A 15,544-nucleotide genomic window follows, 5' to 3' on the forward strand; every position below is an offset into this window, starting at 1 on the left:
ACGGTGAGCCTCGATCCCGTTCTCGATCTCGATGCGCTCGACCTGTCGCGGCGTCTGGCGGCGGGGGAGATCAGCGCCGAGGCGCTGATGGCGGCAACGCTTGAGCGGATCGCCGAGGTGAACGGGGCGATCAACGCCATCGTATCGCTGCGCGACGCAGACGATCTGCTGGCCGAGGCGCGAGCGGCTGACGCGGCCCCGCGCAAGGGCTGGCTGCACGGCATCCCGATGGCGGTCAAGGATCTGGTCCAGACCGCGGGCATCCGCACCACCATGGGCTCGCCGATCTATGCCGAAACCGTGCCGGTGGCCGACGAGGGGTTGGCAAGGCGGTTGCGCGCCGCGGGCGCGATCCTGATCGGCAAGACCAACGTGCCCGAATTCGGGCTTGGCTCGCACAGCATCAATCCGGTCTTCGGGCCGACCCGCACGCCCTATGATGTGACCCGCTCGGCGGGCGGATCCTCGGGCGGGGCGGGGGCGGCGCTCGCCGCGCGGATGGTTGCCGTGGCCGACGGCTCGGACATGATGGGCAGCCTGCGCAACCCGGCCGGCTGGAACAACGTCTATGGCTTTCGCCCGACCTGGGGCGTTGTGCGCTCCGATCCGCTGGGCGACACCTTCCTGCATCCGCTGTCGACCAACGGCGCGATGGCGCGCAGCCCGGCCGATATCGCGGCACTGTTGATGACGCTGGCCGACAACGACCCGCGGTTGCCGTTCGGACGGGCGCCGCAGGAGTATCTGCAAGGCATCGACGCCGATATTGCCGGGCGTCGCATCGGCTGGCTTGGCGACTGGGGCGGGGCGCTGGCGATGGAGCCGGGGATTCTGCCGCTGGTCGAACAGGCGCTGACGGTCTTTGCGCGCCTTGGCTGCACGGTCGAGCCGGTTTCGCCGCCGTTTTCGGCCGACGAGATGTGGGAAAGCTGGCGGGTGCTGCGCCATTTCGCCGTCGCCTCAAGGCTGAAGCCGCTGTTCGACGATCCGGGCACCCGTGCGCTGTTGCCGCCCAAGGCGATCTGGGAGATCGAGGGCGGGATCGGGCTGTCCGCGTTCGACGTGCAGGCGGCGTCCGAAATCCGCTCGCGCTGGTTCGCGCGCGCCGCGACCCTGTTCGACCGCTTCGATGCGCTGGTGCTTCCAAGCGCGCAGATGTGGCCGTTCCCGGCGGAGTGGGATTGGCCGAAGGCGATTGGCGGGGTCGCCATGGACACGTATCACCGCTGGATGCAGGTCGTCGTGCCGGCAAGTCTGATCGGCCTGCCGGCGATCTCGGTTCCCGCGGGCTTTGGCGATCAGGGTCTGCCGATGGGGATGCAACTGATCGGGCGCGCCGGCAGCGACGCGGCGCTGTTGCAGCTTGCCCAAGGCTATCATCAGGCGACCCGCTGGACCGACCGCAAGCCGCCTTTTTAGGTGTGCGGAGAGGGGAGGACTGTGGAGGTTTGCGCTTCGAGCGCAAATCGGACGGCCGTAATCTCGTTAGGAATTACTTTCGTCCACAGACGCAGGCAGACCAATTGTCCTTTGCCTACGGTTACATTCTCTTTGGAGCTGACGACTTACGCGGCGGCATGCAAAATTCCGGTTGGCGAGCCTTTAAATCTCTCCTAGAAAAAAGCAGGTATTTACATTCAAGGGATTGCAATGTCTCGACGCATAATGTGGGGCACGCTATTCTCAGGCATCGGAGGCTTGATGGTCGGTCTCGTTTCAGCTTGGCAGGTATTCTCGCCGGCGGAACTCAAGACACCAAATGATGTTCTGGAAGAGTTGCGAAGGATAGCGACAGCGATCGAATCGCAGGCCATGGTGATAAAGCCTTCGCAGATACCTGAGATTGCCACAGCTCTAGGCGACGTTACCACTCAGGTTGCCTTTGCTGCCCGAGGGAAGGACGGGACGCTGCCCTTTGTTCCGCGTTCATTCGTCGGTCTGTCCGATCAGCCTCTTGGCCAAGCCTATGATCTCGTCGCACCAAATGGAAAAGGGCGCTTGATGATTATTTCCGCGCCTTCAAATACGTGGATAGACGCGCGAGCCGATGGTGAGCTAGTCGGAAATAGAGTTCGGCGTGGGGAACACTTTGAAGTGGAGTTTGGCGATCAAACCTGCCGCGTAGAACTCATCGACATATTTGAGCCAGATAGCGCAAGGCTAAGAACTATCTGCTTCTAGGTTGTCGATATAGCTGACGGCAGGTTGACGGTCGTGCAAGCACTGAACCGAGGACCATCGAGTTTGCCGAGCTAGGGCCAGAAGAATCGGGATTCGGAGAGCCAACTTCGGCAAACCTGTTGATTCAGGGACGCGCCACGGCCATCCTGACCCTGCCGAAAGGCAGGGGAGGGTTTGAGATGTCCGACGACGTGGCGCTGCAGGCATCGCCGCATCCAGATATTGCCGTGCTCGATTTCAGCGACCTTAAGTATGCGCTTTCCATGGGCTGGCAGGATTACCGCGCCGCCCCGGGCATCGGGTTGGTGTTCAGCGCCGTCTACGTCCTTGGCGGGCTGTTCCTGATGTTCATCTCGGGCGGATTTGTCTTTCAAACGATCATTCTGGCGCTCGGGTTCCCGATCCTCGCGCCCTTTGCCGCGGTCGGGCTTTACGAGACAAGCCGCCGGCTCGAGGCAAACAAGCCGCTCGATCTCTACTCGATCTTCGGTGTGGTCTGGCGCGAGAAAGACCGCCAGATCCCCTGGGTCGGGGCGATCATCGTGATCTACTTCCTGTTCTATACCTTCCTTGCCCACATGGTCTTTGCGCTGTTCATGGGCCTGTCGGTGATGACCAACGTCTCGTCCTCGTTCGACGCCTTCCTGACCACGAACGGTCTGACCATGATCGCGATCGAACTCGTGGTGGGGGCGGTGCTGGGCTTCGTCCTGTTTGCCCTCACGGTCTTCAGTCTGCCGTTGCTGGTCGACAAGGAGATCGACTTCATGACCGCGATGCTGCTGAGCTTCGAGGCGGTGCGGCAGAACTTTCTGGTGATGCTGGTCTGGGCGGGGCTGATCGCGGTGCTGGTGGTGGCGGCGATGATCCCGGCGTTCCTGGGCCTTCTGGTGGTGCTGCCGGTGCTGGGCCATGCCACCTGGCATCTCTATCGTCGGGCGCTTCTCGATCCCGAGTAGGCGAACGGGGCCCCGCTGGGGCCCCGCACATGGGTCATTTCCAGATGTGATGGTCGACGCCGTCCGATATCTCGGGATATTCGGCGATCCTGAACTCCGGCTCCACGCCGGCCTTGCGCTGTGCGAGGTAGTCCTTGGTCAGCTTGGTGACCGTCCCGGACAGCAGCAGGATCGCGACAAGGTTGATCGTCGCCATCAACCCCATCGAGGCATCGGCGGCGTTGAACACTGTCGAGACGCTCTGCACCGATCCCCAGACCACCATCGCCAGCACCAGCACGCGCATCCCCATGATCCATTGCGGCCCGCCGATGCCGAGATAGACGAGCGCATTTTCGGCATAGGAATAATTGCCGATGATCGAGGTGAAGGCGAAGAAGATGATCGCCAGCGCCACGAAGTACACACCAAGCCCGCCGATATGTGCCTCCATCGCGGATTGGGTCAGGGCCATGCCGGTCTGGTCGGGGGCGGTGTCCATCACGCCCGACAGCAGGATGATCACCGCGGTCGCGGTACAGATCAGCAGCGTGTCGATGAAGACGCCAAGCGCCTGCACGAAGCCCTGGCTGGAGGGATGGTGCGGATCGGGGATCGCGACGGCCGCGATGTTCGGCGCCGAACCCATGCCGGCCTCGTTCGAGAACAGGCCGCGCTTGACGCCGTTCATCATCGCTGCGGCCATGCCGCCGGCAACGCCGCCCGCCGCCGAATGCCAGCCAAAGGCGTGGCCGATGATGCTGGCCAGCACGCCCGGCACTTGCGAGAAGTTCATGATCAGGATGATGATCGCCAGCAGCAGATAGGCGCCGGCCATGAAGGGCACGATGATCTCGGCCACCGAGGCGATCTTCTTGACGCCGCCGAAGATCACGATGCCGGTGAAGGCGGCGATGATCAGGCCGGTGACGAAGGTCGGGATCGAGAATGCGCCGTTCAGCGCCGTGGCAATCGAATTGGCCTGCACCGAATTGAACACCAGCCCGAAGGAAAGGATCAGGCAGACCGCGAAAATCGCGCCGGCCCAGGGTGCCTTGAGGCCGCGGGCGATATAGAACGCAGGGCCCCCGCGCAGCATTCCCGACGGTCCGGTGGTCTTGTAAAGCTGCGCCAGCGAACTTTCTGCATAGGCCGTGGCCATGCCGACAAGCGCCACCATCCACATCCAGAAGATCGCGCCCGGTCCGCCCAGATGCAGCGCCACCGCGACGCCCGCAAGGTTGCCGGTGCCGACGCGGCTGGCCAGCGAAACGGTCAGCGCCTGCAGCGGGCTGATGCCGTTCGCGGTCACTTCCTTCGATCCGATGACGCAACGGATCATCTCGTGGAAATGTCGGAACTGGATGAAGCCAAGCCTGATCGTGAAGTACACGCCCGTGGCCAGCAGGCCGTATATAAGGACGTATCCCCAGAATATTGTATTCATGAAGTCGATGATGGCGTTCATTGGCCGTCCCCTTTGTTCCTGTTCTCTCGCAGATTGGGATCAGCGTGACCGCTGCCAGCGTGTCAGTCAATCGACCTGCACATCGGCAGCCCGCCGCGGTGTCGCCAAATGGGATATTTCGGGCAACCGCGGCTGGCAGCTTTGGAAATCAGCACATTGAAAGCAAAACGGGCGCCCTCTGGAAGGACGCCCGTACCAATACCCCGTTCAGGGAAGGACGTGCTCAGTTCTCGGGTTTTGCCGGGGGCAGGACCGAGGCGCGGTGGCTCGTGATGCCGCCCTGGCCGCTCAACGGATCTTCCTGGCGCTGGACCGAGCCCTCGAAATGGGCACCGCTTTCGATCGCGATGGTCTTGTGGATGATGTCGCCTTCGACCTTGGCGGTCGAGGTCAGGCGGACCTTCAGCCCGCGCACCCGGCCGACGATGCGACCGTTGACGATGACGTCGTCGGCCACACATTCGCCGCGGATCGTCGCGTTCTCGCCGATGGTCAGCAAATGGGCGCGGATGTCGCCCTCGACCGTGCCTTCGATCTGAATGTCGCCCGAGGTCTTGAGATTGCCAGTGATGGTCAGGTCCGACGACAGGATCGATGCCGGTGGTTTGGCCTTGGCTGACGGGGGAACATCCATTCCGGGCACGACCGGCTTTTTAGCGGTCTCTGGGGCCTTTGCGGGCTCGCCGTCCTTGGCAGGGCCGGGCTCGTTGATTCGGCTCTTAGAAAACATCCTTGGCTGCCTTGATAAAGTTCATGGGATTCACGGCCGTCCCATTCACCCGCACTTCATAGTGAAGATGGGTTCCGGTCGACCGTCCGGTATTGCCCATATCACCGATCCTGTCGCCTTTCGAGATCTTTTGGCCCGGCGTGACCCGTGTCCGCGACATGTGACCATAGACGGTTTCGATGCCGAACTCGTGCTTGATCTTGACCATCCGGCCATACCCCGAATGCCAGCCGGCCTCTTCCACCACGCCGTCGGCGGTGGAATAGATTGGCGTCCCAAGGCTCGACGCCATGTCGATGCCTTCGTGCATACGGCCCCAGCGCCGCCCGAAACCGCTGGTATAGCGGAACGAGTCCTTCACCGGCAGGGCGAAGGGCGCCCGTTCGGCCGCGATGCGATAGAGGTTCATCTCGTCGAGCCCGCCAAGCAGCCGGTTGGCCCGCAACTCGTCGTCCGAAGGTTCCTTGCCCTTGGTCGAATACGAGATCGGGGTCAGCGGGCCGCCCTGTCCGGAATAGCCGCGGCGCACCGTATCGAGCAGTTTTGAGGGTGGCAGGCCGGCGTCCTTGAACATCTTCTCGAGCGGTGCCACCGAAACCGTCAGCGCCTCTTCGAGCTGGCTGAAGATCTTGTCGTTGCGCTCGAGGATCAGGTCGCGCTCATAGGCAATCGCCTCGGCCTCATCGACCGCATGCTCGGCCTCGATGGAGAAAGCGTCGCGTTCCTGGGACGTCTCGGTAAGGGCGGTGTTGAGGAAGGCGAGCGTCGCATCGACATCGGCAACCGACTGGTCCGACCGTGCGGCATCGGTTGCGCCATCGAGTGCGGCAATCGCCTCTGCGGCTGCGTTCCGGGCGGTGTCGCGTTCGGCGATGGCCTTCCGCAGGGTGCTCTGGATCACGCCGATGCCGGTCTCAAGCTCGCGGCGCCGATCCTCGGAGGCGAGCAGTTTGGACTGCATGTCCGAGATCTGTTCGAGTGCGGCGGCGAAACGTTCGTGGGCGGTCAGTGCCTCGGTCCGGGCCGTGTTGCGGGCGTCGGCCAGCGTGTTCAGCCGTTCCTCGAACAACGCCTGGTCGCGGCGGACCTGTTCGCGGATATTGCCGGCGCCGATGGTGTCCATCACCATGACCGACGAGGCGAGGATTGCCCAGGCGATCAGGGAGGTCGAGCCTGCGAGGATCAGGAACTGGGTGCCAGGCCGCAGCCGGATGAACCGGGTCTGCCCGGTATCGCTGCGCAGGAACAAACGCTGTTCCGGTAGATAGCGCTCAAAGAATGCGTGAATACGGTCGGTGAATCGCGTCCGCAAGTGCTCGTCCCCGTGGCTAGCCCCGTGTTGTGATCATCCGGATTATCCGGCTATGCGGTTTTTCGGGCGACCGTGGGCTGCCCACCGGTGGCTCGTTGTCAGCGGGGATAAGGCCGGGCCACAAGCCACGCAAGACTTTCGCCCGCCCTCCGGCGCCGCCCTGCCGATGGAGGCGAAAAGTGGCAAAAATCCGCCGACTCACAAAATTGTTTCCTGAATTGGGTAATGATTCCGTCTCGAATGCGATTTCGAGCGGAATGGACTCGCCCGGCCGGCGGACCTGCTGGCCGAGCGATGGCGTGGGTCAGATATCCTTGATCGCCGAAAGCACCTCTTCGGCGTGGCCCTCGACCTTCACCTTGGGCCAGACCTTGGCGACGGTTCCGGTGCCGTCGATCAGGAAGGTCGCGCGCTGGATGCCCATGCTGGTCTTGCCGTACATGTTCTTTTCGACCCAGACGCCATAGGCTTCGCAGACCCCGCCATCCTCGTCCGACAGCAATGTTACCTGCAACCCGTGCTTGTCGCGGAACTTGTCGTGTTTGGATACGCTGTCCTTCGAGACGCCCAGCACCACGGCGCCTGCGGCCTCGAAGGCGGCAAGCTGTCCGGTGAAGGCGATTGCCTCGACGGTGCAGCCCGGCGTGTCGTCGCGGGGATAGAAATAGAGCACCACGGCTTTCGGACGCAGGGCCGAGAGCGTGACCTCGCCGCCGCCGTCGCGGGGCAGGGTGAAATCCGGAGCGGGAGTGCCAGCGTCGATCATATGTGTTTCCTGTGCTGCGGCCCGCCGATCCGGGCCTTGGGGGAGCTTCCCTTCTAGCGCGGCGCGGGCAAGAATGCAGCAGCGGGCAAAGCCCAGGCGGAAGGACACAGTGACACCCAGCGAAGACATGCCGAACCAGCCGCCGGGCAAGCCGGCGGGCAGGCGCCGTGCCGCCGCTGCCCGCCGTCGCCACCCGGTGGTCCGGATTCTGATCATCGCCTTCGATGTGGCGGTGCTTTTGATCGCTGTGATGTGGCTCGCCAGCGTCATGCTGTCGGGCCGCGATCTGGTGATCTCGGGATTCGTCGTCGACCGGCTGGACGACGTGCTGTCGCGCGGGCTTGGCGGCGGCAAGGTCGAGGTGGGCGAGGTTGTGCTGCGGCTCGAACCGCGCGAGTGGCCGCAGGTGGCGCTGCGCGACGTCACGGTGGCTGGTCCCGACGGCACGGCGCTGGCGGTCGTTCCGCAGTTGAGCGTTTCGCTTGACACGGCGGCGCTGTGGCGCGGCCATGTCCGACCGCGGGCGCTGCTTCTCGACGATGCCTCGGTGTCGCTGCGTCGCAACCCGGACGGCAAGATCGACTTCGGCTTCAGGACCGGCCGCGCGGCGGTGAGCTTCGGATCGATAGACGATGCGGTTTCGGCGCTGAGACGGGTCTTTGCCCTGCCGGCGATGGCGCCGGTCGAGCGGATCGAGATCGCGGGCCTCAACATCGACTTCGACGATCTGCGCGCGGGCGAGCTGTGGCGCATCGAGGACGGCGCGCTGACACTGACCAACAGCGACAGCGCAATCGACGCTTCGGTGTCATTGCTGCTGCCGCCGCCAGAGGGCGCGCGTGCATCCAGCGACGCGCAGGCCCCCGCCGCGACGGCTGCGCTGCGGCTGACTGCGCAAAAGGCCACATCGGAGGCACAGCTTTCGGCGCTGGTTCAGGGCGTGCCGGCCCGGATCATCTCGCTTCAGGCGCCGACGCTGTCATGGTTGAAGCCGCTCGATGCACCGGTCTCTGGCGCGCTGATTGCGGGCGTCACCCCGGACGGCGCGCTTGGCGGCTTCAACGGTACGCTCGAGATCGGCGCCGGTGTCTTCCGGCCCAATGCCGATGCGCGCCCGATCGGCTTTGACGGCGCGCGCACCTATTTCCGCTATCTGCCGCAACAGGGCCGGCTGGTCTTCGACGCGCTCAACCTGCATTCGTCCTATCTGACGGTCGAGGCGACGGGACATGCCGACCTCGAAGGGATCGCCACCGGATGGCCGACCGCGCTGTTGGCACAGGTGCGGTTCTCCAAGGTGGTGATCGACACGCCGGGGCTGTTCGAGCAGCCGGTCAGCTTTGGCGACGGGGCCATTGACGCGCGGATCGGTCTGGATCCGTTTCAGATCGATATCGGCCAGATGTACGTGATCTCGGCCGGCGCCGAGGGCAGCGACCCGACCCGGGTGAGCGGCGATGGCCGGGTCACGGCGGACAAGGGCGGCTGGCACGTCGATCTGGGGCTTGGCGTCGATCAGGTTTCCGCGGCCGAACTCCCGGCGCTCTGGCCGCTCGTGCTGGCGCCGCGGCCGCGCGATTGGGTGGTGGAAAACCTGACGGGCGGCACGGTGTACAACGGCGCCGCCGGGATCCGGTTCGACCAGGGCCAGCAGCCCGATTTCGCCCTGAGCTTCGAGTTTCGCGATACCGCGGTCCGGTTCATGCCGACGCTGCCGCCGGTAACCGGGGCCGCAGGTTTTGCTGCGGTCGATCCGCATCATTTCGCGGTCACGGCGGACCGCGGTCAGATTACGCCGCCCGAGGGCGGGAGCATCGACGTTTCCGGCTCGTCCTTCCGCATTCTCGAGACCCGGAGCCAGCCGTCGCCGGCACAGGTCGATCTTGTTGCGCGCGGACCTGTCACCGCGGCGCTGTCGCTGCTCGACCAGCCGCCGTTCGAGTTTCTGAAAAAGGCCAACCAGCCGGTCGATCTGGCCACAGGGCAGGCAAGCGTCACGGGCACGATGCGTCTGCCGATCGGTCAGCCGATCGCCCCCGGGGCGGTGCACTTCGATTTCACCGGAACGCTCGGCGACGTTCGCTCGGACCGTCTGGTGCCGGGCAAGGTGGTGGCGGCGCCCAAACTTGCGCTTTCGGTCGACGACACGGGGCTGACGCTTGCCGGGGCGGCGACATTGCAGGGCGTGCCGCTTGACGCGAGCTTCACCTTGCCCTTCGGGACCGATGCCGCGGCACCGGCTGTCGTGGGAACCGCCACGATAGGTGCCGATGCGGTCGAGCGGCTGGAGATCGGGCTGCCGGCGGGGATGGTCAAAGGTGCCGGTACCGGCAGTTTCCGGGTCGAACTGCCGCAAGGCCGCCCCCCGGTTCTGACGCTCGAAAGCGACCTCAAGGGGATCGGCCTTGCGCTGCCGCCGCTTGGGTGGTCGAAACCGGCAGCGACCGCCGGAAAGCTGCAGGTCGCGGCGCGGCTTGGCAGCCCGGTCACGATCAACCTGCTGTCGATCCAGGCGCCGGGGCTATCGGCTGAGGGGGCGATCAGCCTGTCGCCGCAGGGAAGCCTCGATCAGGCCAATTTCACCCGGGTGTCGGTCAATGGCTGGCTCGATGCCCCGCTGACGCTCTTCGGCCGCGGCCCGGACCGCCTGCCCACGGTCTCGGTCACCGGCGGCACCGTCGATCTGCGCAAGGCGCCGTCCGGCGACAGTGGCGGCGAGGCACCGCCCATCACCCTGGCCCTCGACCGGCTGATCGTCAGCGACAAGATCGCGCTGACCGGCTTTCGCAGCGATCTGAACGGGACCCAGGGGCTGTCGGGGCGGTTCGAGGGCCGTCTGAACGGCGAGGCGCCGGTTTCTGGCACGCTGGCGCAGGGTCCGAACGGGCCGTCGATCCGGCTGTCGGCCAATGATGCGGGCTCGGTGCTGCGTGCGGCCGGAATGTTCGAGATGGCCCGCGGCGGCGCGCTGGAACTTGCGCTCGACTCTGTTCAGGGCGCGGGCAGCTATGATGGCCGGCTGAAGGTCAAGGGCATGAGGGTGCAAAGCGCCAACGCCCTCGCGGGCCTTCTGAACGCGATCAGCGTCGTCGGGCTGATCGACGAGTTGAACGGCGCGGGACTTCTGTTCACCGATGTCGAGGCGGTCTTTCGCTTGACGCCCAAGATACTGCAGGTCACACGCTCCTCCGCGGTCGGGCCGTCGATCGGCATCACGATGGAAGGAACTTATGACATGGGCAACGATCGGCTCGACATGCGGGGGGTGCTGTCGCCTGTCTATCTGGTCAATGCCATTGGCGAGATGTTCACCCGCAAGGGCGAGGGGCTGTTTGGGTTCAACTATCGCCTGCGGGGCCGTGCCAAGGACCCGAGTGTCGAGGTCGATCCCTTGTCGGTGCTGACGCCGGGCATGTTCCGCGATCTGTTCCGCGCCGCGCCGCCAAAGCGGAGCCGCTGAGCCATGTTGCTGTCTGACTTCGATTTCACGCTGCCCGAGGATCTGATCGCGACCCGGCCCGCCAGCCCGCGCAGCGCCGCGCGGCTGCTGGTTGCGGGCCGCGAGACCACGCGCGATGCCATCGTCGCCGATTTGCCCGGGTTCCTGCGCCCGGGCGACCGGCTGGTTCTGAACAATACAAAGGTGATCCCGGCCCGGCTGAGCGGGCTGCGCCGGCGCCATGGCGTCGAGGGGGAAAGTGCCGCGCACATCGAGATCACGCTGCTCGAACCGCATGGCGACGGCAGCTGGGCGGTGCTGGCCAAACCCGCCCGCAAGATCCGCGACGGCGAGGAGATCGACTTTGGCGAGGGCTTTGCCGCCCGCGTCCTTGGCCGGGCCGACGGCCAGCTTTTCGTCGATTTCTCGCTGACCGGCCGCGATTTCGATGCCGCGCTCGACCGTGCCGGCGCCATGCCGCTGCCGCCCTATATCGCGGCCCGGCGTCCCGCCGACGTCCGCGACCGCACCGATTACCAGACCGTGTTTGCCCGCCATTCAGGCGCCGTGGCCGCGCCGACCGCCAGCCTTCACTTCGACCGCCCGCTGCTCGACCGCATCGCGGCAATGGGGGTCGAGACGACCGAGGTCACGCTGCATGTCGGCGCCGGCACCTTCCTGCCTGTGAAGGTCGATGACGTCTCGCAGCACCGGATGCACGCCGAATGGGGCGAGGTTTCGGCCGAAGCCGCCGAACAGATCAACGCCACGCGCGCCGCGGGCGGGCGGATCATCCCGGTTGGCACCACCGCCTGCCGGCTGATCGAAAGTGCCGCGGGCGAGGCTGGGGTCGCACCCTGGCGGGGCGAGACAGACATCTTCATTACCCCCGGCTTCCGGTTTCGTGCCACCGACGCGCTGATGACCAACTTCCACCTGCCGAAATCGACGCTGATGATGCTGGTCTCGGCGCTGATGGGGCGCGACCGGATGCTCGGGCTCTATGGCCACGCCATTGCGCATCGCTATCGCTTCTTCTCCTACGGCGATGCCTCGTTGCTGCTGCCGGGCGAGGCCTGAACCGGCCATAGGGCTTGTGACGACGCGGCGGCCTGTGGCAGGCTTGCCCGGTGGCCGGCCGCCCGCCGGGTCGGGGAGTGCACGTCATGCGGTTTTGGCTCGTTCTCGGTGCAATCCTGCTGTGCATTCTGGCACTGTTTCTGCTGCTGCGGGATCTGCCGCCGCCGGCTCGGGTCAGCTTTGCTGCCGGGCCACGGGATGGCGGATACTGGCTGGTCGCCGAACGCTATCGCGAGATTCTGGCCCGCGACGGTATTGCGGTCGATATCCTCGAATCCGCGGGGTCTGTCGAGAACCTCGCATTGCTGACCGATGGCCGGGCCGAGGTCGGTCTGCTGCAGGGCGGGGTGCCCACTGACGGCTCGGGGCTCGAGGCGCTGGCCGCGGTCTTCCCCGAACCGGTCCTGATCCTCGTGCGCCGCGATGGTGCGGTGCCGACCAATCCCGGCATCTGGCGCGACCTTGCCATTGCCAGCGGTGGTCCGGGATCGGGCACGCAACTGGCGGTCGAACAATGGAACGACCTGCTGCGGCTCGACCGGACGAACCGCATGGTGGATCTGGGTGGGGCCGACGCGGCCGCGGCGTTGCTGGCAGGCGACGTCGATGTCGCCTTTTTCGTCGCCCCGCTGGCCGCGCCCTATGTGCGCGTCCTGCTCGAGTCCCCCGAGGTGCGGGTTCTGCCGCTCGACCATGCCTTGGGCATCTCGGTCCGGCTGCCGCACAGCAATGTCGCCACCGTGCCGTCCGGGGCGATCTCGCTCGATCCGGTACAACCGGCGCTGCCGCTCGATGTCATCGTGCTGCAGGCAAGGCTCGTGGCCCGGCCCGGTCTGCATCCGGCGGTCATCGACCGTTTGATGCTGGCCGCGCGCGAGATCCACGGCGGCCACGGCATCTTCACTGAGGAAGGCGAATATCCGACCCTCGAGGGGGTCGACATGCCGATCGATCCCGGGGCGGCCAAGCTGATCCAGGAGGGGCAGAGCTTTTACCACAGTTTCCTGCCCTATTGGGTCGCGGCCCAGATCCGCCAGGTGCTGGTGGTGGTCGTGCCGCTTCTGTTCGTGCTGATCCCGCTGATCCGGTCGCTGCCCCTGGCGTATACCTGGAGCATGCGGCGGCGGGTCTGGCGCCATTATCAACGGATCCGGGAAATCGAGGACCAGCTTGCGCATCTGAAAGACCCGGCCAAGGTGATGGCGCTCGACCTCGAACTGACGCAGATCGACGACGCGCTGGGATCGCTGCGGCTGCCGCCGGCGTTCCGCGGCAGGGCCTATGACGCGCGGATGCATGTCGAACTGGTGCGCCGTCGGATTGCGCGCCAGATCGAGCGACTGGGCGAGCCCGCGACACCGGGTTGACCCGAGACCGAAGCCCGAGAGCCACAGATCCGGTGATCTGCATTGAAATGTCGCTTTGGCGCGGTGCATTTACACCCTATCTCGGATAGGCGGTGCCCCCTGACCGATCTCAACCGCCGAACCGGCCTGAACCGCCGACGCCCCGCGTCGGACCGATGGGAAACATGTTTCAAGTTCTCGCCTCCACCTGGGCCCTCCTTTTCGGGATCCTGCTGCTGCTGGTCGGAAACGGCCTGCAGGGCACGTTGCTGGGCATCCGGGGCGGGCTCGAGGGGTTTTCGACCTTCTCGATGTCGATCATCATGTCCGCCTATTTCGTCGGGTTTCTCGGTGGGTCGCAGACGACGCCCTGGCTGATCCGGCGGGTCGGCCACATCCGGGTCTTCGCCGCCTACGGCTCGTTCGTTTCGGCGATCCTGGTGCTCTATCCGCTGTTTCCGAACCCGATCGCCTGGGCGCTGTTCCGGGTCGCGATGGGGTTCTGCCTGTCGGGGGTCTATGTCACCGCCGAAAGCTGGCTCAACAATTCCGTCACCAACGAACGCCGCGGCCAGGCGCTGTCCTTGTATCTGATCGTGCAGATGGCCGGGATCGTCGCGGCCCAGGGGCTGATGCTGGTGGCCGATCCGGCGGGTTTTGCGCTGTTCATCATTCCCTCGGTACTGGTCTCGATCTCGTTCGCGCCGATCCTGCTGGCGGTCACGCCGACCCCGGCGTTCGAAACCACGCGGCCGATGCGAATTGCCAAACTCTGGCAGATCTCGCCGCTCGGCTGTGTCGGGGTGCTGCTGATGGGGGGCGTGTTCTCGGCCACCTTCGGGATGGCCTCGGTCTATGGCTCGCAGGCCGGGCTCAGCGTGGCGCAGATCTCGGGCTTCATCGCCACGATCTATATGGGCGGCATGGTGCTGCAATACCCGATCGGCTGGCTGTCGGACCGGATGGACCGGCGGCTGCTGATCCTTCTGACCGCGGCGCTCTGCGCGCTTGCCTCGCTGCTGGGGATGATATTCGGCGGCGATTACTGGGCGCTGCTGGCGGCGGGGTTCCTGATCGGCGGCTCGTCGAACCCGCTCTATGCGCTTCTTCTGGCCTATACCAACGACCGGCTCACGACCGATGACATGGCCGGTGCCTCCGGGGGAATGCTGTTTCTGAACGGTATCGGTGCCATCATGGGACCGCTCGCAACCGGCTGGATCATGACCGCGACCGGACCCCAGGGGTTCTTTCTGTTACTGACGGTTCTATGTGCTACGATGGCCCTCTACGCGGCTTGGCGGATGACCCGGACGTCGGCGGTTCCTGTCGATGACACCGGCCACTACCCGCCCGTTCTGCCATCGGCGACGGCTGTCGTCGTCGATGCGGCACGCGAGGTTTTCCTCGATTCGGCGCAGGACGGAGGGGTCGGGAATACGGGCGATTGACGCGCCGATTCCAGGGGACGATCTCAGGGCAGAGAAGGTGGCAATAGGGAGAGATTATGACAAACGTCATGCCACAGGACATTACGACCTTCTGGGTCGACGAGGTGGGACCAACGGGGTGGTACGCCGTCGACGAGGCGCTGGATGCGAAGATCCGTGACCGGTTCCAGGACGCATGGGAGGCGGCCGGAAAACGGGAATTCGATTCCTGGGTCAACTGCGCCGAGGGCGCCTTTGCCTTCCTGATCCTGACAGACCAGTTTCCCCGCAACATGTTCCGCGGCGATGCCCGGGCCTTTAGAACCGATGCGATGGCGCGCAGCGTGGCCAAGCTCGCGATCGACCGGCGTTGGGATCTGGCGATACCGGAACCGCAGCGCCAGTTCTTCTATCTGCCGCTGATGCATTCCGAAAACCTGATCGACCAGGACCGCTGCGTGCGGTTGCTGGCGTTGCGGATGCCCGAGACCGGCGAGGCGAACCTGCGGCATGCCCGCGCCCATCGCGAGGTCATCCGCAAGTTCGGGCGTTTTCCGTTCCGCAATGCGGCCCTGGGCCGGATGACCCTGCCGGTCGAAGAGAAATTCCTCGAAGCCGGCGGCTATAGCAAGGTGGTGGAAGAAATCGAGGACTGAGGCCCGATGCGCCGACCGGGACACCGTTTCGGGGCCCGTTCCGCGCGTGCTCCGGTGGCCGTTTGACCCGATCTGTGACCCCCGGGGAGCGCTCCTCGGGGGCATTTTTCGTGGCGTTCAGCCATGCGCATCAAGAATGCCGGCTATCGGACCTTGCGGCAGAGTTTCGCGGCGACAGGGCTTCGCGCGTGCGTAAAA

The 15,544-nt window shown here is 65.2% G+C and carries 12 protein-coding genes; 8 read left to right on the forward strand and 4 right to left on the reverse strand.

Annotation, left to right across the window (positions count from 1 at the left end):
- The first annotated feature begins 3 nt into the window (after nucleotides 1-3).
- From DQG17_RS00765 to DQG17_RS00770, 3 genes are all read left to right on the forward strand, one after another.
- A complete protein-coding gene (locus DQG17_RS00765; RefSeq protein WP_232829282.1) occupies nucleotides 4-1,419 on the forward strand; it encodes an amidase in 1,416 nt (471 codons plus the stop codon).
- Nucleotides 1,420-1,701: 282 nt separating this feature from the next.
- Entirely contained in the window at nucleotides 1,702-2,181 is a 480-nt protein-coding gene (locus DQG17_RS21555; RefSeq protein WP_157973472.1) for a hypothetical protein, read from the forward strand.
- Between the two features lie 179 nt (nucleotides 2,182-2,360).
- Nucleotides 2,361-3,140, forward strand: coding sequence for a DUF2189 domain-containing protein (locus tag DQG17_RS00770; protein ID WP_116130858.1), 780 nt, complete (start codon nucleotides 2,361-2,363; stop codon nucleotides 3,138-3,140).
- Between the two features lie 34 nt (nucleotides 3,141-3,174).
- Here the strand turns inward: DQG17_RS00770 and DQG17_RS00775 are convergent, their stop codons facing one another.
- The 4 genes from DQG17_RS00775 to bcp all read right to left on the reverse strand — a co-directional run bounded on the left by DQG17_RS00775 (nucleotide 3,175) and on the right by bcp (nucleotide 7,395).
- Entirely contained in the window at nucleotides 3,175-4,587 is a 1,413-nt protein-coding gene (locus DQG17_RS00775) for a sodium:alanine symporter family protein (RefSeq protein WP_116130859.1), read from the reverse strand.
- 223 nt (nucleotides 4,588-4,810) lie between these two features.
- The gene (locus tag DQG17_RS00780) at nucleotides 4,811-5,221 is read right to left on the reverse strand and encodes a polymer-forming cytoskeletal protein (protein ID WP_369907963.1); all 411 of its coding nucleotides are present in this window, start codon (nucleotides 5,219-5,221) and stop codon (nucleotides 4,811-4,813) included.
- Nucleotides 5,222-5,306: 85 nt separating this feature from the next.
- Entirely contained in the window at nucleotides 5,307-6,629 is a 1,323-nt protein-coding gene (locus DQG17_RS00785; RefSeq protein ID WP_198665999.1) for a M23 family metallopeptidase, read from the reverse strand.
- A gap of 304 nt (nucleotides 6,630-6,933) precedes the next feature.
- Nucleotides 6,934-7,395 carry a thioredoxin-dependent thiol peroxidase gene (gene bcp / locus DQG17_RS00790; RefSeq protein WP_116130861.1) on the reverse strand — a complete coding sequence of 154 codons (462 nt, stop codon included), beginning with the start codon at nucleotides 7,393-7,395 and terminating at the stop codon, nucleotides 6,934-6,936.
- Between the two features lie 109 nt (nucleotides 7,396-7,504).
- On the opposite strand from bcp, the gene DQG17_RS00795 reads away from it, so the two are divergent.
- The 5 genes from DQG17_RS00795 (at nucleotide 7,505) to DQG17_RS00815 (ending at nucleotide 15,346) form a co-directional block, all read left to right on the forward strand.
- Complete coding sequence (locus DQG17_RS00795) at nucleotides 7,505-10,855, forward strand: AsmA-like C-terminal region-containing protein (RefSeq protein ID WP_157973473.1); 3,351 nt, start codon at nucleotides 7,505-7,507, stop codon at nucleotides 10,853-10,855.
- Nucleotides 10,856-10,858: 3 nt separating this feature from the next.
- Nucleotides 10,859-11,914, forward strand: a complete 1,056-nt coding sequence (gene queA / locus DQG17_RS00800; protein ID WP_116130863.1) for a tRNA preQ1(34) S-adenosylmethionine ribosyltransferase-isomerase QueA — start codon at nucleotides 10,859-10,861, stop codon at nucleotides 11,912-11,914.
- Nucleotides 11,915-12,000: 86 nt separating this feature from the next.
- A complete protein-coding gene (locus tag DQG17_RS00805; RefSeq protein WP_116130864.1) occupies nucleotides 12,001-13,281 on the forward strand; it encodes a TAXI family TRAP transporter solute-binding subunit in 1,281 nt (426 codons plus the stop codon).
- 164 nt (nucleotides 13,282-13,445) lie between these two features.
- Nucleotides 13,446-14,711 (forward strand): MFS transporter, encoded by a 1,266-nt coding sequence (locus DQG17_RS00810; RefSeq protein WP_116132512.1) that lies wholly within the window; start codon nucleotides 13,446-13,448, stop codon nucleotides 14,709-14,711.
- A gap of 68 nt (nucleotides 14,712-14,779) precedes the next feature.
- Entirely contained in the window at nucleotides 14,780-15,346 is a 567-nt protein-coding gene (locus tag DQG17_RS00815) for a DUF924 family protein (protein ID WP_232829283.1), read from the forward strand.
- Nucleotides 15,347-15,544: the final 198 nt, after the last annotated feature.

Source organism: Tropicimonas sp. IMCC34043, assembly GCF_003390845.1.
Classification (GTDB): domain Bacteria; phylum Pseudomonadota; class Alphaproteobacteria; order Rhodobacterales; family Rhodobacteraceae; genus Tropicimonas.